20 protein-coding genes are annotated in these 20,565 nt (G+C 37.1%); 17 read left to right on the top strand and 3 right to left on the bottom strand.

All coding sequences use genetic code 11. The features are described from left to right. Positions 1-10 precede the first annotated feature (10 nt). The 16 genes from EsVE80_RS11895 to EsVE80_RS11820 all read left to right on the top strand — a co-directional run bounded on the left by EsVE80_RS11895 (position 11) and on the right by EsVE80_RS11820 (position 17,112). Positions 11-1,102, top strand: a complete 1,092-nt coding sequence (locus EsVE80_RS11895) for a DUF871 domain-containing protein (RefSeq protein WP_173103898.1) — start codon at positions 11-13, stop codon at positions 1,100-1,102. Positions 1,103-1,107: 5 nt separating this feature from the next. Further along, a complete protein-coding gene (locus EsVE80_RS11890; RefSeq protein WP_173103897.1) occupies positions 1,108-3,105 on the top strand; it encodes a beta-galactosidase trimerization domain-containing protein in 1,998 nt (665 codons plus the stop codon). A 21-nt stretch (positions 3,106-3,126) separates the two neighbouring features. Beyond that, positions 3,127-3,468 carry a PTS lactose/cellobiose transporter subunit IIA gene (locus EsVE80_RS11885; RefSeq protein ID WP_173103896.1) on the top strand — a complete coding sequence of 114 codons (342 nt, stop codon included), beginning with the start codon at positions 3,127-3,129 and terminating at the stop codon, positions 3,466-3,468. After that, entirely contained in the window at positions 3,459-3,776 is a 318-nt protein-coding gene (locus EsVE80_RS11880; RefSeq protein WP_173103895.1) for a SemiSWEET family sugar transporter, read from the top strand. The genes EsVE80_RS11885 and EsVE80_RS11880 overlap by 10 nt, the downstream gene beginning before the upstream one ends. Before the next feature lie 151 nt (positions 3,777-3,927). Beyond that, entirely contained in the window at positions 3,928-4,947 is a 1,020-nt protein-coding gene (locus EsVE80_RS11875; RefSeq protein WP_173103894.1) for a LacI family DNA-binding transcriptional regulator, read from the top strand. 124 nt (positions 4,948-5,071) lie between these two features. Then, the gene (locus EsVE80_RS11870) at positions 5,072-6,373 is read left to right on the top strand and encodes a pyrimidine-nucleoside phosphorylase (protein ID WP_173103893.1); all 1,302 of its coding nucleotides are present in this window, start codon (positions 5,072-5,074) and stop codon (positions 6,371-6,373) included. Between the two features lie 136 nt (positions 6,374-6,509). Next, complete coding sequence (deoC, locus tag EsVE80_RS11865; RefSeq protein ID WP_173103892.1) at positions 6,510-7,172, top strand: deoxyribose-phosphate aldolase; 663 nt, start codon at positions 6,510-6,512, stop codon at positions 7,170-7,172. Positions 7,173-7,216: 44 nt separating this feature from the next. Then, on the top strand, positions 7,217-7,615 hold the full coding sequence (locus tag EsVE80_RS11860; RefSeq protein ID WP_173103891.1) for a cytidine deaminase: 399 nt from the start codon (positions 7,217-7,219) through the stop codon (positions 7,613-7,615). Between the two features lie 77 nt (positions 7,616-7,692). Then, positions 7,693-8,814 (top strand): BMP family lipoprotein, encoded by a 1,122-nt coding sequence (locus EsVE80_RS11855; RefSeq protein ID WP_173103890.1) that lies wholly within the window; start codon positions 7,693-7,695, stop codon positions 8,812-8,814. 293 nt (positions 8,815-9,107) lie between these two features. Then, a complete protein-coding gene (locus EsVE80_RS11850; protein ID WP_173104204.1) occupies positions 9,108-10,670 on the top strand; it encodes an ABC transporter ATP-binding protein in 1,563 nt (520 codons plus the stop codon). Next, positions 10,663-11,814, top strand: coding sequence for an ABC transporter permease (locus tag EsVE80_RS11845; protein ID WP_332107360.1), 1,152 nt, complete (start codon positions 10,663-10,665; stop codon positions 11,812-11,814). Before EsVE80_RS11850 ends, EsVE80_RS11845 begins: the two co-directional genes overlap by 8 nt. Further along, positions 11,814-12,767, top strand: coding sequence for an ABC transporter permease (locus tag EsVE80_RS11840; protein ID WP_173103888.1), 954 nt, complete (start codon positions 11,814-11,816; stop codon positions 12,765-12,767). The genes EsVE80_RS11845 and EsVE80_RS11840 overlap by 1 nt, the downstream gene beginning before the upstream one ends. A gap of 141 nt (positions 12,768-12,908) precedes the next feature. Further along, positions 12,909-14,075 carry a phosphopentomutase gene (gene deoB, locus EsVE80_RS11835; RefSeq protein ID WP_173103887.1) on the top strand — a complete coding sequence of 389 codons (1,167 nt, stop codon included), beginning with the start codon at positions 12,909-12,911 and terminating at the stop codon, positions 14,073-14,075. A gap of 114 nt (positions 14,076-14,189) precedes the next feature. Continuing rightward, a complete protein-coding gene (locus tag EsVE80_RS11830) occupies positions 14,190-15,008 on the top strand; it encodes a purine-nucleoside phosphorylase (protein WP_173103886.1) in 819 nt (272 codons plus the stop codon). Positions 15,009-15,076: 68 nt separating this feature from the next. Continuing rightward, complete coding sequence (gene deoD / locus EsVE80_RS11825; protein WP_173103885.1) at positions 15,077-15,784, top strand: purine-nucleoside phosphorylase; 708 nt, start codon at positions 15,077-15,079, stop codon at positions 15,782-15,784. Between the two features lie 143 nt (positions 15,785-15,927). Then, positions 15,928-17,112: an iron-containing alcohol dehydrogenase gene (locus tag EsVE80_RS11820; protein WP_173103884.1), complete on the top strand. Its 1,185-nt coding sequence runs from the start codon at positions 15,928-15,930 to the stop codon at positions 17,110-17,112. 288 nt (positions 17,113-17,400) lie between these two features. Here EsVE80_RS11820 and EsVE80_RS11815 read toward each other — a convergent pair whose 3' ends face one another. From EsVE80_RS11815 to rpiA, 3 genes are all read right to left on the bottom strand, one after another. Further along, the gene (locus EsVE80_RS11815; protein WP_173103883.1) at positions 17,401-18,087 is read right to left on the bottom strand and encodes a 2,3-diphosphoglycerate-dependent phosphoglycerate mutase; all 687 of its coding nucleotides are present in this window, start codon (positions 18,085-18,087) and stop codon (positions 17,401-17,403) included. A gap of 136 nt (positions 18,088-18,223) precedes the next feature. Next, the gene (locus tag EsVE80_RS11810) at positions 18,224-18,808 is read right to left on the bottom strand and encodes a recombinase family protein (RefSeq protein WP_173103882.1); all 585 of its coding nucleotides are present in this window, start codon (positions 18,806-18,808) and stop codon (positions 18,224-18,226) included. Between the two features lie 197 nt (positions 18,809-19,005). Beyond that, the gene (rpiA, locus tag EsVE80_RS11805) at positions 19,006-19,689 is read right to left on the bottom strand and encodes a ribose-5-phosphate isomerase RpiA (protein ID WP_173103881.1); all 684 of its coding nucleotides are present in this window, start codon (positions 19,687-19,689) and stop codon (positions 19,006-19,008) included. Positions 19,690-20,118: 429 nt separating this feature from the next. Here rpiA and rpsL point away from each other — a divergent pair, with 429 nt between their 5' ends. Then, positions 20,119-20,532, top strand: coding sequence for a 30S ribosomal protein S12 (gene rpsL, locus EsVE80_RS11800; protein WP_003127956.1), 414 nt, complete (start codon positions 20,119-20,121; stop codon positions 20,530-20,532). Positions 20,533-20,565: the final 33 nt, after the last annotated feature.

The following is a 20,565-nucleotide window of genomic DNA, read 5'->3' as shown; positions in this document are numbered from 1 at the left end:
AGGAATTAATGTGTTAGGTATCTCAATTTATCCGTATAAAGAGAATATTGATGAAACACTTTTGTACATTGAAACCGCTGCTAAATATGGGTTTAAACGTGTCTTTACTAACTTATTGATGGTTGAATCAGGTAAAGAAAAAAGTGTAATTGAGAATTTAAAGATAGCTATACTTCACGCTAGAAAATTTGATATGGAAGTAATTCTTGATTTAAATCCTGCAGTATTCGAACAATTAGGTATTAGCTACCAAGATTTAACATATTTCAAAAAGATGGGAGCTACTGGGATTCGTTTAGATTCAACGTTTGACGGTTTAATTGAGTCTCTTATTACTTTTGATGATACCAATCTTGATTTAGAAGTAAATATTAGTAATGATACGTATTATTTGGAAAATGTTATTTCTTATGAACCAAATCGAAAACGGATTATAGGGTGTCACAACTTCTATCCACAAAGATTTACTGGTCTGGATTATGATTATTTTATCAAGTGTTCAGAAAAATATAAGAAATTAGGGTTAAGGACAGCAGCATTTGTCAGCTCTCAGACTGCAGATCACGGACCACATGATTACACAGATGGTCTGTGTACATTGGAAATGCACCGAGACATGCCGATTGAAGTTCAAGCAAAACACTTTATTGCTGTTGGTCTCATCGACGATATTATTGTTGCTAATGCATATGCAAGTAAGGAAGAATTACGCGCGCTTAGTAAAATTCGGACAGATCAAATTGAATTAGATGTTGAATTTTCGAAGGGTGTTAGTTTATTAGAAAAAGAGATTATAACTGAAAATCAACATTTTAATCGAGGAGACATCAATAGCTATAGTATTCGTTCAACTTACGTTAAATTGAAATATGGTAAATGTGATATTCCTGACAATAATTCACATGATTTAGTGAAATTTGGTGATATAACGCTGGGAAATAATTCTTTTGGACAGTATCGCGGTGAGGTTAATATTGTAAAACAGGAAATGCCTAATAAAGGTCACGAAAAAAATGTAGTGGCAAAAGTTACAAAAGAAAACCAATTTTTAATTCAATATATAAAGCCATGGACGAAATTTAGATTTAGAGAGGCAGAGTAGTAGCGATGAATAAATTACCTTATCGTCAAGTACATTTAGATTTTCATACTCCAAAGCTCCCCTTTACACTAGGGAAAAGTTTCAATAAAGAAGTTTTCCAAAAAACTTTAAAGGATGCTCATATAAACTCGGTTACACTAACTGGTAGATGTCATCATGGACATATCTATTATGATACAAAACTTCCTGCAAGGCACCCTCAAATGCAAGGGGATTTTCTAATGGAACAAGTAGATGCATGTCATGAAATAGGGATTAAATCTCCAATATATGTAACTGTTGGATGGGATTCTTTTTCTGCTGATAAGCATCCAGAATGGTTGGAGCGTAAACCAGATAACAGTATATATGGATTCCAAAATTATGGACAGATGGAACCTGGGTGGAAAACTCTTTGTTTTAACACACCATATCTTGACTATTTAAAAGAACAAATTAAAGATATGATGCTTCACTTTATATCAAAACTTGATGGGTTATTTTTTGATATTGTATGGCAGGATACCTGTTGTTGTAATTACTGTATTGATAAAATGATAAAAATAGGGTTGAATCCAGAATCTGAAGACGATAGAGTTATATTTGCTAAGCAGACAGAACAATTTTTAAAGGATGAAATTTATACAACTGTTCAGGAAATAGATAAAACTTGTCCAATTTTCTTTAATGAAGGGAATATTTTACCAAGTATTAGGTCAAACTTAAATGAATATAGTCATTTAGAAATTGAATCATTACCTAGCGGGGAATGGGGATATCAACATTTTCCTACGGTAGTAAGATATGCAAAGAACTTAGGCAAAGAATACGTAGGTATGACTGGCAAATTTCATAAAGTATGGGCCGATTTTGGTAGTTATAAAAATTTAGCAGCTTTAGAGTATGAGACTTTCTTAGCTTTAGCACACGGAGCTAAATGCTCTATAGGTGATCAAATGTATCCTGATGGCACACTTCAATCAGCGACATACGAGTTAATTGGAAAAGTATATAACCAAGTGGAGCAGCTGGAAGGTTATAACGACAATAGCGTTGCTTTAACTGAAGTCGCCATAGTTCATCCAGGAGTTACTACAGACAGTGCAAGTAAGGTTGATATTTCTTTGGCGGGAGCTGTTAACATTTTGAATGAAGGACAATATCAATTTGATATTGTTGACTTGGAAATGGATTGGAATCACTATAAAGTGATTATACTCCCTGATAAAATCACACTAACAAATAAGATAGAAAAAAAGATTAAAGATTATTTGGAAAACAATGTTGGGAAAATATTGGCAACCTATGAGAGCGGTTTAAATGAAAGAAATATTTTTTTACCTGAATGGGGAATTAATTATGTTGGAGAAAATTCGTTTAAGCCTACTTATGGATGCTATGGATTATTTTTTAATGATTTACCAAAAGGAGAGCTTGTATTACATGGATCTGGTATTTTAGTAGAGCCGATTGAAGCGGAAGTATTGGGTAAAGAAAAGCAACCGATGTATCAGCGTAACTATCAGCATTATTATTCTCATTTTCAGGCTCCGGTCAGCAAGTTTACTGGTCATCCCGTTGTAACTAGAAGCAACCGAGTGATGTATTTTACTCATCCGTTGTTTGAGATGTATAAGGTTCATGGTGTTTTACAATATAAACAACTTATTTTGTCGGCATTAAATGCATTATTAGAAGGACCAATTATCACGACAAGCTTGCCTTCAACAGGAGATGTTATACTTAATCATAATTATGAACAAAAAAAATTGATTCTCAATTTGTTACACTATTTACCACAACGTAAGGCGGTTGAACTAGATACAATTGAAGAGGTTATTCCTATTCATAATGTAAAAGTATGTATTTCTTTGGATAAGGCTTTATCCAAAAGTATTGAGATAAACTCTGTAACTGATGTCCGTAAACATCAAGAACTAGACTATGGTATTGAGGATAATAAATTAGAATTTACAGTTCCGATAGTAAATGGATACCAAATTATAGTTATTCAATATAAATGAGAAAGTGGTGTATGGTGTAGCATGGAAGGTCTAGAACTAATTTCATTTAATATAATTAGTAATGTTGGCAGCGCTAAATCAATGGTAATGGAGAGTATGCAGAAATCTCGGTTGGGAGATTTTGAAAGTGCTGAGAAATTAATTGAAGAAGCCAATAAGTATCTATTGATTGGTGAAAAGGAACATTTTAAAGTAATTACTCAGGAAGCCAAAGAAAAGAATGTAGAGTTAACAATTTTATTTATGCATGCCGAAGATCAATTGATGTCAACTGTTACTTTAAGAGATATTGCAAACGAGGTTCTTGAAAATTACAAAATGATGTATGATTTGAAAAAAATAATTGAGGGAAAATGTCAATAATGATAGCATTAGGTTTGATTGCAGGTGTGCTAACAGGAATTTCATTTATACCACAATCTATTAAAACAATTCGGACTAAAGATACATCTAGCATCTCACTATCTACATATATTTTGTATACACTAGGTGTAATGCTCTGGATTATCTATGGATTAATAATTGAGGATTTTGCAGTCTTTTTGACAAATATTGTAACAATTGTTCCGTGTGTAATAATTTTGGTTATTAAACTTGGCGAAAAGTCACGTAAAACTAAGTCGTTGAGTCATAATCATAAAGAGAATGGTAAATACATGTATAATAAATGAATAAAAGTCAAAAAAGGTTCAGATAGTAAATCATTTTGCTATCTGAACCTTTTTTACACGAAAATAAGAATTTTAAAAAGTTATTCATATAACAACCCGCTATTTTTTTAAAGTAGATTTTGGTACACTATGGCTTGTGGGGGGATTAAAAATGAAGTTGACTATTAAACAAATTGCTGAAATGGCAGGAGTATCTGTTACAACAGTTTCGCAAATTTTAAATAATAAAGGGACACGCTTTAGTAACGAAACGCGGCAACGGGTTTGGGATATTGTTAACAAGTATCACTATAAACCTGATTTTTTTGCATCTAATTTGATTAATCGTCGCTCCAAAACCATCGGAATGATTATTCCTGATGTGACAGATTTTTTCTTCTCAAAAGTAGTGGAGGGTGCAGAGCGTTATGTCAATCCGCTGGGCTATATGATTATCTTATGCAATTCCCAACAAAGCCAAGAAAAAGAAATTACGTATTTAGAAGAATTGAGCCACCGTTCTGTCGATGGTGTGTTGTTTGCAACACCGCATTTACTACCAAAGGGTTATGAAATCGGGAGTCCTATCTATCACAATATGCCAACAATTTTAATTGATCGTGGAATTAATCAGCGAAGTAGTGGTCGTTTAATTGTCAAAGATTACGAAGGAGCCTACCAAGCGGTAAATTACCTAATCAAACAAGGACACAAAAATATTGGCATGTTAAAAGAAAGTACCGGCTATTATCAATTGCAAGAGCGATTTAATGGCTATCGCCATTGTTTAAAAGACCACGGTATAGCATATAAAGGTCGCTACGTGGTGGAAAATGAGCTGACAGTTGCTGGAGGTTATCAAGCCGCTAAGGAATTGTTGCATCAAAAAGAGTTAACAGCAATTTTTTGCAGCAATGATTCAATGGCCATTGGTTGTTATCAGGCAATTTATGAATTAGGAAAAAAAGTACCAGAAGATATTTCAGTGATCGGTTTTGATGGCTTGAACTTAACAGAATATGTTACGCCACCGTTAACCACCGTTTTGCAACCAGCTTTTGATATTGGCTTTTATGCTGCAAAGTTTTTAGTCGATGCGATTGAGTTTCCAGAACGGCGGATTCCGAATAAAGTATTTGATACTAAATTAATTATTCGTGAGAGTGTGATGACCTTGACAAGCGAAGCGTAATACAGTATATTGCTTCTGTAAGCGCTTCATAAGCTTGAAGTTTATTAGGTAAACTGTTTTACTAAAGTGGTTTACCAATCGAATTATTGTTGTATAATAACACTGGACTTGAGGAGGAAAAGGCATGCGAATGGTCGATTTAATCGAAAAGAAGCGTGAGGGTCAATTGTTATCTAAAGAAGAGATTGACTTTATTATTACAGAATACACAAAAGGTGATATTCCAGATTATCAAATGAGCGCTTTATTGATGGCGATTTATTTTACAGATATGACAGACGAAGAAATTACGAACTTAACATTAGCAATGGCACATTCTGGGGAAGTTATTGATTTATCTTCCATTGAAGGAATTAAAGTGGATAAGCATTCTACCGGTGGTGTAGGGGATACAACTACTTTGGTATTAGCGCCATTAGTTGCAAGTGTTGGTGTTCCCGTTGCTAAAATGTCTGGCCGAGGTTTAGGGTTCACGGGTGGAACCTTAGACAAGTTAGAAGCGATTCCTGGATTTAAAATTGAAATTTCTGATGAAGATTTTATTCGGATTGTCAATGAAAGTAAAGTTGCGGTAATTGGCCAGTCAGGTGACTTAGCCCCAGCAGATAAAAAGCTTTACGCTTTACGCGACGTAACAGCAACGGTTAGCTCCATTCCGTTAATTGCCAGTTCAATTATGAGCAAAAAAATTGCAGCGGGTGCGGATGCCATTGTGTTAGATGTGACCACGGGCGATGGTGCTTTTATGAAAGATATCAAAGATGCCCGCCGTTTAGCGCATACAATGGTGCGAATTGGAAAGTTAGCCAATCGTCAAGTAATGGCCGTTGTTTCAGATATGTCACAACCTTTAGGTGAAGCGATTGGAAATAGTTTGGAAGTTGTCGAAGCAATCGAAACACTAAAGGGAAATGGTCCTGCTGATTTAGTTGAAATGTGTTATGCATTAGGCAGTCAAATGGTCGTGCTCGCCAAACAAGCCCAAACGCTAGAAGAAGCACAAAAAATGTTAGAAGAAGCACTGTCTTCTGGTAAAGCATTAGAAAAATTCAAAGAAATGATCAGAAATCAAGGTGGAGATGAAACTGTCGTAGATGAACCAAAACGCTTATTGACTGCACAATATGAAATTAGTTTACCAGCTAAAAAAAGTGGTGTTGTCACAAAATTAGTAGCCAATGAAATCGGGATTGCGGCAATGTTATTAGGTGCTGGTCGTAAGACAAAAGAAGATGAAATTGATTATGCGGTAGGTTTGAAATTGCACAAAAAAGTTGGCGACAAGGTTGAAAAAGGCGAATCACTTTTAACCATTTACAGTAACACCCAAGATGTATCAGAAGTCAAAGAGTTACTGTATCGTAATATTACGATTGGCCAAACAGGTAGTGAGCCACCATTAATCCATGACATCATCACGGAATAGGCATCTTCTTTATAATCAGTTTTTGAATTGACGGATAAATGGTAAAATAGACATAGTAAAAGTTCAGCATGAAAAAATTAGCTTGTTTTATTTTTTATAATATGCAAACTAAAAAATTTTTTAGGAGTTGTACAAAATGGAATTAAATCGCATGATTGACCACACAATTTTAAAAGCAGATGCTACACAAGAAGATGTTTTGCGTATTATTGAAGAAGCAAAACAATATCATTTTTATTCAGTCTGCATTAACCCTACTTGGGTGAGTTTTGCTGCGGAGCAATTAAAGGGTGAACCAACAGCGGTTTGTACCGTAATCGGTTTTCCTCTAGGAGCGAACACATCAGAAGTTAAAGCATATGAAACGACAGATGCTATTAACAATGGTGCCGATGAAGTAGATATGGTGATTAATGTTGGAGCTTTGAAATCAGCACAATACAAAAAAGTCCAACAAGATATTGAAGCAGTTGTGCAGGCAGCTAAAGATAAAGCATTAGTTAAAGTCATTATTGAAACAGCATTATTGAGTAATGAAGAAATTGTGAAAGCGTGTGAATTAGCCAAAGCTGCAGGGGCAGATTTTGTTAAAACGTCTACAGGTTTTTCAACTGGCGGCGCTGTTGTAGAAGATGTACGTTTAATGCGTCAAACCGTAGGGCCTCAAATGGGTGTCAAAGCTTCAGGTGGTATTCACAATGAACAAGAAGCAATGGCAATGGTAGAAGCTGGAGCGAATCGCCTTGGAACATCTGCTAGTGTAGCGATTGTGACAGGTTCACAAGGTGGCGGCTACTAAAATTAAATGAATAACGACTTGTAAATTTGAGGTCAGGTGAAAAAATGAAGGCAAAAGAAGAATGGATTAATGTGGCAACCGAGGCTTTAACAAAAGCTTATGTGCCTTACTCGCATTTTCCAGTGGGGGCGTGTTTAGTCACCAAAGCAGGAAAAATTTATCAAGGATTGAATATTGAGAATGCTTCGTATGGTTTAGCAAATTGTGCTGAACGGACTGCATTTTTTAAAGCAGTTTCAGAAGGAGAAAGAGAATTCAGTCATTTAGTGGTAGCTGGTCATACGCCAGAACCAATTTCACCTTGTGGCGCATGTCGTCAAGTAATGGCAGAATTTTGCTCGCCGGAAATGCCGGTGACTCTAGTCGGTGATAATGGCGTGACAAAAGAAACCACAGTAGGAGAATTGTTACCATATTCTTTTACAGATAAAGATTTTGACTAGTAGCTACTGGTCGCTAAAACATGTTCATTCAGTCAGGTTGGCTGTTGAAAAAATTACTTTTAGGGGGCTTTACAGAAATGAAAAAAGCAAAAATATTTGGTCTGGCAACAGTTGCGTTAGCATCCATTATGTTGTTAGGTGCCTGCGGTGGCGGCGGAAGTAACAGTACAGATAGCACAGGTGGCGGTGCAGATGAAGGTACAGATGCAAAACATAGTGCTGCAATTGTAACTGACATCGGCGGGATTGATGACCGTTCTTTCAACCAATCTGCTTGGGAAGGTTTACAAGCTTGGGGTAAAGAACATAACTTGAAAAAAGGAGTAGGTGGTTTTAACTACTTCCAATCTAACGATGCATCTCAATACACAACAAACATTGATAATGCAGTTTCAAATGGCTTCAAGACAGTATTTGGTGTAGGTTACTTATTAACAGATGCCATTGGACAAGCAGCAGATCAAAACCCTGACAATAATTTCGTTATTATTGATAGTGTGATTGATGGTAAGAAAAATGTTGTTTCTGCAACATTTAAAGACAATGAAGCTTCATATTTAGCAGGTTATGCTGCAGCTTATACAACAAAAACAAATAAAGTTGGCTTCATCGGTGGTGAAGAAGGTGCTGTAATCGACCGTTTTGATGCTGGTTTTACACAAGGTGTTAAAGATGCAGCGAAAAAATTAAACAAAGAAATTACAATCGAAAATGAATACGCAGCTTCATTTAACGATGCGGCTAAAGGTAAAGCCTTAGCAGCTGCAATGTATCGTGACGGCGTAGATGTAATTTTCCACGCTTCTGGTGGTACGGGCGCTGGTGTATTCTCTGAAGCAAAAGAATTAAACAAAAAATCTACTGAAGCAGAATTAAAAGATAAAAAAGTTTGGGTTTTAGGTGTGGATAGTGATCAAGAAGCAGAAGGTAAATTCCAAACTGCCGATGGTAAAGATGACAACTGTACTTTAGCTTCTACACTTAAAGGTGTGGGTGCTGCCGTACAAGATATTTCTAACCGTGCTTTAGAAGACAAATTCCCTGGTGGCGAACACTTGGTATACGGTCTTAAAGATGGCGGTGTTGACTTAACTGACGGTTTCTTATCAGATGACGCTAAAGCAGCAATCAAAGAAATTAAAACTGAAGTTGCAGACGGCAAAATCGAAGTTCCAGAAGTACCAAAAGACGTTAAATAATTAATTTTCAGGTCTTGTCTGTTTGACGGACAAGACCTGATTTTTCAAATGATTTCTTTAACGGTGAGTTTGAAAAGTTAATTTGCAGCTTTGAAATTTTTTAACGATTCGGTTGTAACCGTTACAAAATAAAACTTTTAAAACAAACTTAGCTTTAAGGAAAGCAATTTCCTGGCGGCAATGCCGCAAAAATTTTTGCATTTATAGATAACGTATTTAATTTTACAAGTTGCGCAAGACGAAAAGTAAGGATGTGAAAAAATTTGGCACAAGAAGAGAAATATGTCATTGAGATGCGACATATCACCAAAGCCTTTGGCGATTTCAAAGCCAATGACGATATCAATCTACGGGTCAAACCAGGAGAAATTCATGCTCTCTTAGGAGAAAATGGTGCTGGTAAGTCAACTTTGATGAACGTTTTGTCAGGATTGTTAGAGCCAACTTCTGGTGATATTTTTATGAACGGTCAAAAAGTTAATATCACAAGTCCAACTGCTGCCAATAAATTGGGCATCGGGATGGTGCATCAGCATTTTATGTTAGTGGATGCTTTTACCGTGACAGAAAATATCATATTAGGTAGTGAACCAACAAAAGCTGGCGTGATTGATCGTAAAAAAGCACGAGAAGAAATTATGCGGGTTTCAGAGCAATATGGTTTAGCAGTTGACCCAGATGCCTATGTTAGAGACATTTCAGTGGGGATGCAACAACGGGTGGAAATCTTAAAAACATTGTATCGCGGTGCTGAAGTATTAATCTTTGATGAACCAACCGCAGTTTTAACCCCCCAAGAAATTGATGAACTCATTGCCATTATGCATGGCTTAGTCAAAGAAGGAAAGTCGATTATTTTAATTACTCATAAGTTAGATGAAATTAAAAAAGTGGCTGACCAGTGTACCGTTATTCGACGGGGAAAAGGTATTGGCACAGTAACAGTCAAAGACGTTACCAGTCAAGAATTAGCAGATATGATGGTAGGGCGTGCTGTTTCCTTTAAGACACCGAAAAAAGATGCAAATCCCCAAGAAGTTATTTTGTCGGTTGAAAATTTAGTGGTGAAAGAAAGCCGCGGTTTAGAGGCTGTCAAGAACTTAAGTCTACAAGTTCGTGCTGGTGAAGTGTTAGGTATTGCTGGAATTGACGGTAATGGGCAATCTGAATTAATTCAAGCACTAACAGGCTTACGTAAAGTTGAAAGTGGGAAAGTTCTTTTAGATGGTGATGATATCACGAATAAAAAACCACGCCAAATCGTGGAAAAAGGTGTGGGCCATGTACCAGAAGACCGTCATAAATATGGCTTAGTGTTAGAAATGACTTTAGCTGAAAATATGGCATTGCAGACTTATTACCAAGAGCCATTAAGTAAGAACGGTTTTTTAAACTACGGTGAAATTAACGAAAAAGCGCGAGATTTAATTAAAGAGTACGATGTACGAACAACTAATGAATTGGTGCCAGCTAAAGCATTATCTGGTGGTAATCAACAAAAAGCAATCATTGCTCGCGAAATTGATCGAAATCCAGATCTGTTAATTGTTGCGAATCCAACTCGGGGACTGGACGTTGGGGCAATTGAATTTATCCACAAACGCTTAATTGAGCAACGGGATAAATTTAAAGCAGTATTGTTAGTCAGCTTTGAATTAGAAGAAATTCTAAATGTTTCTGACCGAATTGTTGTCTTACACGCTGGGGAAATTGTAGGGGAAGTTACACCTCAAGAAACGAGCGAAAAAGAACTTGGCTTGCTAATGGCGGGTTATTCATTGGAAGATGCGCGAGCAGAATTAGCCAAAGAAAGCACGCAAGCGCAAACGGAGGAAGTAGGTGAGGCAGTTGAATAATCGTTCTGAAAAAATCAGAAATCTACTAGTACCGGTTATTGCGGTTTTACTTGGTTTTATCATTGGTGGCATTATTATGGCAGCCTTTGGTTTTAATCCTGTTGCCGGTTATAGTCAAATGTTGAAAACCGCCTTTTTAAATCCACAAACAGGTGCCATTAATCCTCGTAATATTGGCGAAATCTTTGTAACGGCTGGGCCGTTAATCTTTACAGCCCTAGGATTTTCAGTGGCCAATTCTGCTGGATTCTTCAATATTGGTCTTTCTGGTCAAGCTTTATGTGGCTGGGTTGCTAGTATTTGGGTTGCTTTGGCTTTGCCAGACGCTCCTAAAATTATCGTTTTACCTTTAGCAATTATCGTTGGTGCGTTAGCTGGTGCAATCGCAGCGGCAATTCCAGGTGTTTTGCGGGCCTTTTTTGGTACGAGTGAAGTTATTGTTACCATCATGATGAACTATATTTTACTTTATACAAGTACTCATATTGTTAACAATGTGATGGACGAAAAGTTGATGAGTAATAAAGGTGTTACAAAAATGATTGGCGAAAATGGTTCATTACGAACAAACTTTTTAACTGAAATTTCCAATCATTCACGTTTAAATATGGGGATTTTTCTCGCTTTAATTTTCTTAGTCTTAGTCTATTTATTAATGAAAAAAACTACACTAGGTTATGAAATTCGTTCAGTTGGTTTGAATCCATTTGCATCAGAATATGCAGGAATGAGTAGTAAACGAACAATCATTGTTTCAATGGTTATTTCAGGTTGTTTAGCGGGTCTTGGCGGTGTAGTTCAAGGTTTAGGAACTTTCCAAAACTTCTTTGTTCAAGGAACGTCATTATCAATTGGTTTTGACGGAATGGCAGTCTCATTACTAGGAAGTGGCAGTTCAGTAGGTATTTTACTGTCAGCGTTACTATTTAGTGTCTTGAAGCTTGGCGGTCAAGGGATGCAAGTTGCTGGTATTCCATCAGAATTAGTTGATGTAGACATTGCGATTATCATCTTCTTTGTCGGTATTAGTTTTGTGATTCGTTTTGCCTTGGCAAAATTCTTTGGTCCGAAAAAAGAAGTTGCAGTTGTTACAGAAGTTGAAACCAATCCAAGTGATCAAGATGAAGAAGGAGGGAAAATCTAATGAGTATTGATTTAATTGCCTCAATTTTGACCCAGACCCTGATTTATTCCGCTCCTTTGATCTTAACTGCACTAGGTGGGGTATTCTCAGAACGTAGCGGAATTGTAAACGTTGGTTTGGAAGGAATCATGGTAATCGGCGCGTTTACTTCTATCGTATTTAATTTAGAAATGTATGAGCAATTGGGGGCAATGACCCCTTGGCTAGGCATTTTAGTGGGTGGCCTTGCAGGGATTGTTTTCTCATTGCTACACGCAGTGGCAACAATTAATTTTCGTGCAGATCATATTATTTCGGGGACTGTTATGAACTTAATGGCTCCAGCGTTGGCAGTCTTTTTGGTTAAAGCTATGTATGGCAAAGGCCAGACAGATAACATTAGTGGTACATTAGGTTACTATAGTTTTCCAGTTTTGAAAGATATTCCAGTAATTGGCCCAATTTTCTTTAAAGATACATTTTTACCTGCTTATGCCGCAATTCTGATTGCCATTTTAGCTTGGTTTATAATCTTTAAAACGAAATTTGGCTTGCGTTTGCGTTCGGTTGGGGAACATCCTCAAGCAGCAGATACACTGGGAATTAATGTTTATCTAATGCGTTATTCAGGCGTATTAATTTCTGGTTTTTTAGGTGGTATGGGAGGCGCAGTTTTTGCGCAATCTATTTCAGGGCGTTTTGCTATTACAACAATTGCTGGTCAAGGTTTCATTTCAATGGCCGCAATGATTTTTGGTAAATGGAATCCTCTTGGTGCAATGGGAGCGGCTTTGTTCTTTGGCTTTGCTCAAAACATCAGTATTGCCGGTGCCAAGTTACCGATTATCTCATCAATTCCAGATGTTTACTTACAAGCAGCACCATATGTTTTAACCATTTTGGTATTGGTAATTTTCTTAGGAAAAGCATCAGGTCCCAAAGCCAATGGTACCAATTATATTAAATCAAAATAGTTTGTTTAAGGGTGGGACTAAGGGACATTGTCGCTTTGTCCTGCTCTTTTTTATGGTTTAAAAGAGTTGTTTACAACTGCTAAATATTGCGACTTCTAGTAAGATAGAGGTAGCTTAAAATTATAGAAAGTAGGGAATAAAATGTTTAAACGTGTACATTTGATCGTGATGGATTCAGTTGGTATTGGGCAAGCACCGGATGCTGAAAAATTTGGTGATGTTGGTGCAGATACGCTAGGTCACATTGCAAAAGAAGCGGGTTTAACTATTCCGCACTTAGAACAATTAGGTTTAGGTAGTATTCGCCCATTAGATGGTGTTAAAGACGAAAAAGAGCATAAAGGGTATGCTACAAAGTTAGAAGAAATTTCTGTTGGCAAAGATACGATGACTGGGCATTGGGAAATTATGGGCTTAAATATTAAAAAACCTTTCCGTGTATTTCCAGATGGCTTTCCAGCTGAGCTATTAAAACAAATTGAAGATTTTTCTGGTCGTAAAGTTGTCTGCAATAAACCGTATTCAGGAACAGAAGTGATTAATGATTATGGTGAACACCAAATGAAAACAGGTGATTTAATTGTTTATACTTCTGCTGATCCAGTTTTACAAATTGCAGCCCATGAAGAAATTATTCCTTTAGAAGAATTGTATCGTATTTGCCAATTTACCCGGGATATTACAAAAGATGAGCCTTACATGATTGGTCGTATTATTGCGCGTCCGTATGTGGGAGAACCAGGTAATTTTACTCGTACAAGTAATCGTCACGACTATGCTTTGGATCCATTTGGTAAGACAGTGTTGGATTCTTTAAAAGATAACGGTAAAGATGTGATTGCAGTTGGTAAAATCAATGATATTTTTAACGGTCAAGGTATTACTGAAGCAATTCGCACAAAGAGTAATATGGATGGTGTAGATAAATTATTAGAGGTAATGAAAAAAGACTTTACCGGTTTAAGTTTTACCAACCTGGTCGATTTTGATGCGTTGTATGGTCACCGTCGAGATGTGGTGGGGTATGCGCATGCAATTGAAGACTTTGATTTACGCATTCCCGAATTGTTGGATAATATGGCCGATGATGATTTGTTGTTAATTACAGCCGATCACGGTAACGATCCAACTTTCCCTGGTACAGATCATACTCGTGAATATGTCCCATTGCTTGCTTACAGCAAACAAATGACAGGACAAGGCGCGTTACCGCAAGGCTTTTATGCAGATATTGCTGCGACAATTGCAGAAAACTTTGCTGTACCGGCTACTGAAAACGGGAAAAGTTTCTTAGCAGATTTAAAATAAAACATTTAAAACAAGCTGATAACAGAGAATTTCTTTAACTGTTGTCAGCGTAATCTTTTTTTCTATTTTCAAAGAAGATTATGTAAAACTTTAATTCAACTAGTGGAGGTCTTTATGACAGCGATTTTAGCACAATTACAAGAAACAACTGATTTTATCAAAGAACAAGGCGTAGAAGACGTTGAATTCGGCTTGATTTTAGGTTCTGGTTTGGGGGAATTGGCCGAAGAAATCACGAATCCCGTTGTAATTTCCTACAATGAAATTCCTCACTTTCCTGTTTCAACCGTAGTGGGTCATGCGGGTCAATTGGTTTATGGCGATTTAGCCGGTAAAAAAGTATTGGCGATGCAAGGGAGATTCCACTACTATGAAGGCAATTCGATGCAGACTGTTACCTATCCTGTGCGGGTGATGAAAGCTTTAAAAGCACATTCTGTGATTGTAACCAATGCTTGTGGTGGTGTGAATGAAACATTTGCGCCAGGGGATTTAATGTTAATTACAGATCACATTAATTTTATGGGAGCAAATCCTTTAATTGGACCAAATGAAGATAGTATGGGACCACGATTTCCTGATATGAGTCAAGCTTATACCCCAGAATACCGGACTGTGGCAAAAGATGTCGCAAAAGCGGCGGGATTGCATTTAAAAGAGGGCGTCTATATGGGATTTTCTGGTCCAACATATGAAACGCCGGCGGAAATTCACTTTGCTCGTACGATTGGTGCAGATGCAGTCGGTATGTCTACAGTACCAGAAGTAATCGTAGCTGCTCATAGTGGCTTGAAAGTTCTGGGGATTTCTTGTATTACTAATCTAGCTGCCGGTATGCAAAAAAACTTAAACCATGCTGAAGTGGTGGAAACAACAGAACAGGTTAAGGCAGAATTTAAAGCATTGGTGAAAGAAACACTAGCAAAGTTATAAGAAAACTGGCAGACTAATTTTAGTAAGATAAATTGTTTAACATAATTGACAAGGAGAGGAAGTTATTCATGAGCGTTCATATTGAAGCACAAGCCGGTGAAATCGCCGATAAAATTTTATTACCAGGAGATCCATTGCGGGCAAAATATATTGCCGAGACTTTTTTAGAAGATCCAATCTGCTACAACAACGTTCGAGGGATGCTAGGCTATACTGGTATTTATAAAGGTGAGCGGGTATCCGTGCAAGGAACTGGTATGGGGATGCCCTCTGCTAGTATTTATGCCCATGAGTTGATTAACTCTTATGGTGTAAAAAAACTAATTCGGGTGGGAACTTGTGGAGCTTTATCAGAAGATGTACACGTACGAGATTTAATTATCGCCCAAGCTGCAACGACTAGCTCCTCCATAGTACAAAAGAATTTTCAATCTTTCCACTATGCACCAATTGCCGATTTTACATTGTTGAAAAATTCTTATGAAATTGCCCAAGAAAAAGGGTTTACCACTCATGTGGGGAATATCTTGTCAGAAGATACTTTTTATAAAGACGATTTAACCGAAACGTTTGCTTTGGCAAATATGGGGATTTTAGGAGTAGAAATGGAAGCTGCTGCTTTGTATTATTTAGCTGCAAAATTCCACGTTCAAGCTCTTGCGATTTGTACGGTTAGTGATCATATGATTACTGGTGAAGAAACAACGGCAGAAGAACGCCAAATCACATTTAACGATATGATTGAAGTCGGCTTGGAAACAGCCATTAAAGAATAAGCAAATAGAGGTTTGTTTTGAAAAGGATATCTGCCTTTTCAGGCAGCCTCTTTTTTGAAGTTATCCGCTGAATTATCAGCTTCCTTTTATTTTGGCTTAGGAGTAAAGTGATAATATAAATTAATTTTAAAGGAGTAACAGGTATGAATAATTTTACGTTTAATGTAGCAACAGACATTCGGTTTGGAAAAGATCGATTTGAAGAACTAGCGCAAGTAATTGAAAAATTTGGTAAAAATGTATTGCTTGTATATGGCGGAGGCAGCATCAAGAAAAACGGCTTGTATGATCGAGTTTTAAAAGAACTAGCGGGGGTTAATATTATTGAACTGGCGGGTGTGGAACCAAATCCGCGGATTGAAACAGTAGCCAAAGGCGCAAAATTGTGTGCCGAAAATGAAATTGATGTGATTTTAGCAGTCGGCGGCGGTTCAACGATCGACTGTGCCAAAGCAGTAGCAGCAGTTCATGGCAGTTCAACAGACCAACCATGGGACGTGATTAAAAAGCGCAATTATGACGGGCCGGCTTTACCAATCGTTACGATTTTGACATTAGCTGCTACTGGTAGTGAAATGAATCGGGGCGCTGTGATTACCAATTGGCAAACCAATCAAAAATTAGGTATGGGCGGCCAAAATTTATTGCCAAAAGTTTCTTTTTTAGATCCGCAGAATACGTTTAGTGTCGGTAAATACCAGACTGCTGCAGGATCTGCAGATATTATGAGCCATTTATTTGAAAATTATTTTAACGTAACACCGGCGACAGATGTCCAAGATGGGATTAGTGAAGGATTGATGCGGACGGTGATAAAAAACTGTCCTATTGCTTTAGCTGCACCAGAAGATTATGATGCGCGAGCAAATTTAATGTGGGCTAGTACTTTAGCGCTAAACGGTTTAACCGGTAATGGGAAAGGAGGAACTTGGTCTTGTCATGCAATGGAGCATGAATTGAGTGCTTTTTATGATATTACTCATGGAATTGGGTTAGCAATTTTAACGCCCCGCTGGATGCACCATGTATTAAATGAAGAAAATGCTATCAAATTTGCACAATATGGTCGCAATGTTTGGGGGATTACAGAAACGGTTCCCATGTTGGCTGCTCGGATGGCAATTCAAAAAACTTATGATTATTTCAAAGCCTGTGGGATTCCCATGACCTTACCAGAAGTCGGGATTAAAGATGACAGTAAATTTGAAGTGATGGCCAAACAAGCTGTTTCATATAGTAAAATTGCAACGGAGGCTTTTGTACCGCTGCAAGTGGAAGATGTTGTAAAAATCTACCAAACTAGTATGACAGAGCAAAGTTATCTATAGGTGAAAGTAAAAAACGTTAAAAGTGCACAAATATACATGTTATTAAAGTAATAGCAGCGACAGAAAAGTTGAAAAAATTTTAGTAGCTGCTTTTTCCAAATTGCACTGCTAAAGTAATGAGAGTGAATTTCATAGTTATCAATGAGTAAAACATCTCTTTATTGCAGCAAAATAACAATAAAAGTATGCGATGTGATAGGAGATTTCACCAAAATAGTGAAGTGATTGTTGACTTAGCATAAAAAAGAACGAAAGCAAAATGCTTTCGTTCTTTTTAGTTGTTTAAGCTTATAAGTAGTATTTTTTAGCTACTGATAAATCATCATTTAATTCATAAACTAATGGTTGACCAGTTGGGATTTCAAGATCCATGATGTCATCATCAGAGATTCCTTCAATGTGTTTAGCCAAAGCGCGTAGTGAGTTACCATGGGCTGCAACTAAAACAGTTTTGTCGTCTTTTAATGCTGGCGCAATTTCATCTTGCCAGAATGGTAACGCACGTTCTAAAGTAACTTTTAAGTTTTCTCCACCGGGAACATCGCGAGGATCTAACATAGCATAACGACGATCGTTTGCTGCAGAACCTGGATCTGTTGCATCCAATAATGGAGGTAATGTGTCGTATGAACGACGCCAGATATGAACTTGTTCATCACCGTATTTTTCGGCAGTTTCTTTTTTATTCAAACCTTGTAACGCGCCATAATGACGTTCGTTTAAGCGCCATGATTTAACTTGTGGCACCCATAATTGATCTGATTCTTCTAGAATATAGTTACAAGTTTTGATAGCGCGTTTTAATACAGAAGTATAAGCGATATCGAATTCGATGCCGGCTTCTTTAATTTTGCGGCCGCCTTCTTTTGCTTCTTCAACACCTTCTGGAGCTAGGTCTACGTCAACCCAACCAGTAAATTGGTTTAATGCATTCCATTCGCTCAAACCGTGACGAGAAAATACTAATTTTGGCATGAATAACTCTCCTTTGTCATTTGGTTTCTGAAATTTTCAATTCCTTCCACATTGTACACTGTTTTTAGGCATTTTTCCACTAAAAAACGCACAACAACTTGTTTCTCAAAGGAAAAACAAGTTGTTGTGCATTCATTTAATTGGTGATTTTTTCCAATTCTTCAGGGGCTAAATTAATATATTTGTAGCATGTTCCTACTGATACGCCACACTTTGAAGAGATGAATTGGATTGTTTCTTTTTTATCGTAATAAAGCTGGCGAATTTTTTTCACCGTTTTTACATCGATTTTTGGACGACCCCCAATTTTTCCTTTTTGGCGGGCTTTATTTAAGCCGACTAGAGTACGTTCCTTGATTAAAGCGCACTCCATTTGAGCTAAACCTTCCATTAAGTTAAAGTAAATGTCACCCATTTCACTTCTTGTATCAATGTTTTCTGTCAAACTAACTAGGTGCAAATTCCGATTTTTAAATAGACTTGTTAGTTCTGTTAATTGCCGCGTAGAACGGCCTAAACGGTGTAAATCACATACGACTAAGGCGTCACCGGGTTGCATTTGTGCAATCACAGTATCTAAATCGGCGTGATTTTCCTCGTGGTATTTTTGTTCAAAAGTATCTAAAAATACCGGACCACAGCCATATTCCGTCAAAGACTTCACTTGGGAATCTAAATCATTGTCGTTGATTGTAGTGCGGGCATAGCCAAAAATAGTCATGGTAAATCCTCTCAGTCTTCATTTTCATTAAGAAAAATGTAGCACAAACTCCGTTAAAATGGTACCGTTTCTTTCAAAAAAACGCAAAAAAGCCCACGAAGTTGTACTCAGAAAAAATAGAGCTCTTTTAACAAGTAGTTTTTCAGTTCAAAAAAGCCGTTTCTGTCTCAAAGAAACGGCAATTTATTTTATAAAAATTAAGCGAAAGCAGGATTTATTAGTGTTTTAGGTCCATCATTTTCTCCTACGATAACGAGATTGGTCATATCCAAAAACAAGCCATGTTCCACTACGCCGGTCATATGAATTAATTCTTCAGCTAGTGCGTGGGGGTCAGCGATGACATCTAAATGCAAATCAATAATATAATTGCCACTGTCTGTGTGTAAAAATTCACCATCACTCGTTTTACGAAAAGTAGGTGCATAGCCGCGTGTGACAAAAATGTTAAAAATTTGTTGACTGCCAAAAGGAATCACTTCTACTGGTAGTGGGAAATTCCCTAAATTTTCCACCATTTTAGAACTGTCAACAATCCAAATCACTTTATCCGAATACGTAGCAACGATTTTTTCATATAAGAGAGCAGCACCACCGCCTTTAATCCCTAAAAATTGGGGATCAACTTCATCGGCTCCGTCAATGGTAATATCAATGTGGTCCACTTCATCAATTGAAGCCAATGGAATGCCTAGCTCTCTGGCTTGAATTAAAGTTTGGGTAGAAGTTGTCACACCCGTGATTTGTAAATTTTCTTCTTTAATCATGCGCCCAACTTCGGCTACCATATGATAAGCGGTTGAACCTGTTCCAAGACCTACTGTCATACCGCTTTTAATGTGTTTACAAGCTTCTTTTCCAACCATTTCTTTTAAATCCATCGTAATTTTTACCCCTTTGCAAACTAATTAATTTGACTCTATTTTAAAGCTTTTTTATAGGAAATGATAGCTTTCTGGCGTTTCTTTTACAGTTAAAAAACCATAAAGCATTTAAATAAGATATAAAATTTAAATTTTTTGCTTCTATAAAGAAAAGCGGATTCTGCCTGCTATTAAATAGAAAAATCGCTACTTAAAAAAATTACAAGAAGTCTGCAAAAGCTTTGCGTTTTTTATTGACACGTATTTCTAATCATGCTATTCTAACAAAGGTGCTTTGTCTACAGGTCTCTTAAAACAGACGTGCTGACTGTAAGAAAAGTACAACTGACGATTATGCACAAGGCTGCATTATTTTTTATCGCTGAAAAAGAACCACCTGGATGTGTGGAGCTAGAAAAGCGAATCAAGGAAGGAGGAAAACAAGGGATGCCTACAATTAACCAATTAGTACGTAAACCTCGTAAATCCAAGGTTGAAAAATCAAATTCACCAGCATTGAACAAAGGATATAACAGTTTCAAAAAAGCTCAAACGAATGTGAACTCTCCGCAAAAACGTGGGGTTGCCACTCGTGTGGGTACAATGACACCGAAAAAACCGAACTCAGCTTTGCGTAAATACGCCCGTGTTCGTTTGTCTAACTTGATCGAAGTAACAGCTTATATCCCAGGTATCGGCCACAACTTACAAGAACACAGCGTTGTTTTATTACGTGGTGGACGTGTAAAAGACTTACCAGGGGTACGTTACCATATCGTTCGTGGTGCATTAGATACGGCTGGCGTTAACGACCGTAAACAATCACGTTCTAAATACGGTACAAAACGTCCTAAAGCTTAATCTAGTTTAAAGACTATTATATAGAACACAATA

It is taken from the genome of Enterococcus saigonensis (assembly GCF_011397115.1).
In the GTDB taxonomy this organism is placed as follows: domain Bacteria; phylum Bacillota; class Bacilli; order Lactobacillales; family Enterococcaceae; genus Enterococcus_C; species Enterococcus_C saigonensis.
The sequence above is the reverse complement of the archived record's forward strand: the minus strand, read 5'-3'. Positions and strand labels throughout refer to the sequence as shown.

What these genes read in the sequence shown, in the direction of transcription:
- EsVE80_RS11830 (WP_173103886.1), top strand. Translation starts at nt 14,190, where the DNA reads ATGACAGCGATTTTAGCACAATTACAAGAAACAACTGATTTTATCAAA.
- EsVE80_RS11855 (WP_173103890.1), top strand. Translation starts at nt 7,693, where the DNA reads ATGAAAAAAGCAAAAATATTTGGTCTGGCAACAGTTGCGTTAGCATCC.
- rpsL (WP_003127956.1), top strand. Translation starts at nt 20,119, where the DNA reads ATGCCTACAATTAACCAATTAGTACGTAAACCTCGTAAATCCAAGGTT.
- EsVE80_RS11860 (WP_173103891.1), top strand. Translation starts at nt 7,217, where the DNA reads ATGAAGGCAAAAGAAGAATGGATTAATGTGGCAACCGAGGCTTTAACA.
- deoD (WP_173103885.1), top strand. Translation starts at nt 15,077, where the DNA reads ATGAGCGTTCATATTGAAGCACAAGCCGGTGAAATCGCCGATAAAATT.
- EsVE80_RS11840 (WP_173103888.1), top strand. Translation starts at nt 11,814, where the DNA reads ATGAGTATTGATTTAATTGCCTCAATTTTGACCCAGACCCTGATTTAT.
- EsVE80_RS11875 (WP_173103894.1), top strand. Translation starts at nt 3,928, where the DNA reads ATGAAGTTGACTATTAAACAAATTGCTGAAATGGCAGGAGTATCTGTT.
- EsVE80_RS11870 (WP_173103893.1), top strand. Translation starts at nt 5,072, where the DNA reads ATGCGAATGGTCGATTTAATCGAAAAGAAGCGTGAGGGTCAATTGTTA.
- deoB (WP_173103887.1), top strand. Translation starts at nt 12,909, where the DNA reads ATGTTTAAACGTGTACATTTGATCGTGATGGATTCAGTTGGTATTGGG.
- EsVE80_RS11850 (WP_173104204.1), top strand. Translation starts at nt 9,108, where the DNA reads ATGCGACATATCACCAAAGCCTTTGGCGATTTCAAAGCCAATGACGAT.
- EsVE80_RS11880 (WP_173103895.1), top strand. Translation starts at nt 3,459, where the DNA reads ATGTCAATAATGATAGCATTAGGTTTGATTGCAGGTGTGCTAACAGGA.
- EsVE80_RS11820 (WP_173103884.1), top strand. Translation starts at nt 15,928, where the DNA reads ATGAATAATTTTACGTTTAATGTAGCAACAGACATTCGGTTTGGAAAA.
- EsVE80_RS11810 (WP_173103882.1), bottom strand. Translation starts at nt 18,808, where the DNA reads ATGACTATTTTTGGCTATGCCCGCACTACAATCAACGACAATGATTTA.
- deoC (WP_173103892.1), top strand. Translation starts at nt 6,510, where the DNA reads ATGGAATTAAATCGCATGATTGACCACACAATTTTAAAAGCAGATGCT.
- EsVE80_RS11885 (WP_173103896.1), top strand. Translation starts at nt 3,127, where the DNA reads ATGGAAGGTCTAGAACTAATTTCATTTAATATAATTAGTAATGTTGGC.
- EsVE80_RS11815 (WP_173103883.1), bottom strand. Translation starts at nt 18,087, where the DNA reads ATGCCAAAATTAGTATTTTCTCGTCACGGTTTGAGCGAATGGAATGCA.
- EsVE80_RS11890 (WP_173103897.1), top strand. Translation starts at nt 1,108, where the DNA reads ATGAATAAATTACCTTATCGTCAAGTACATTTAGATTTTCATACTCCA.
- rpiA (WP_173103881.1), bottom strand. Translation starts at nt 19,689, where the DNA reads ATGGATTTAAAAGAAATGGTTGGAAAAGAAGCTTGTAAACACATTAAA.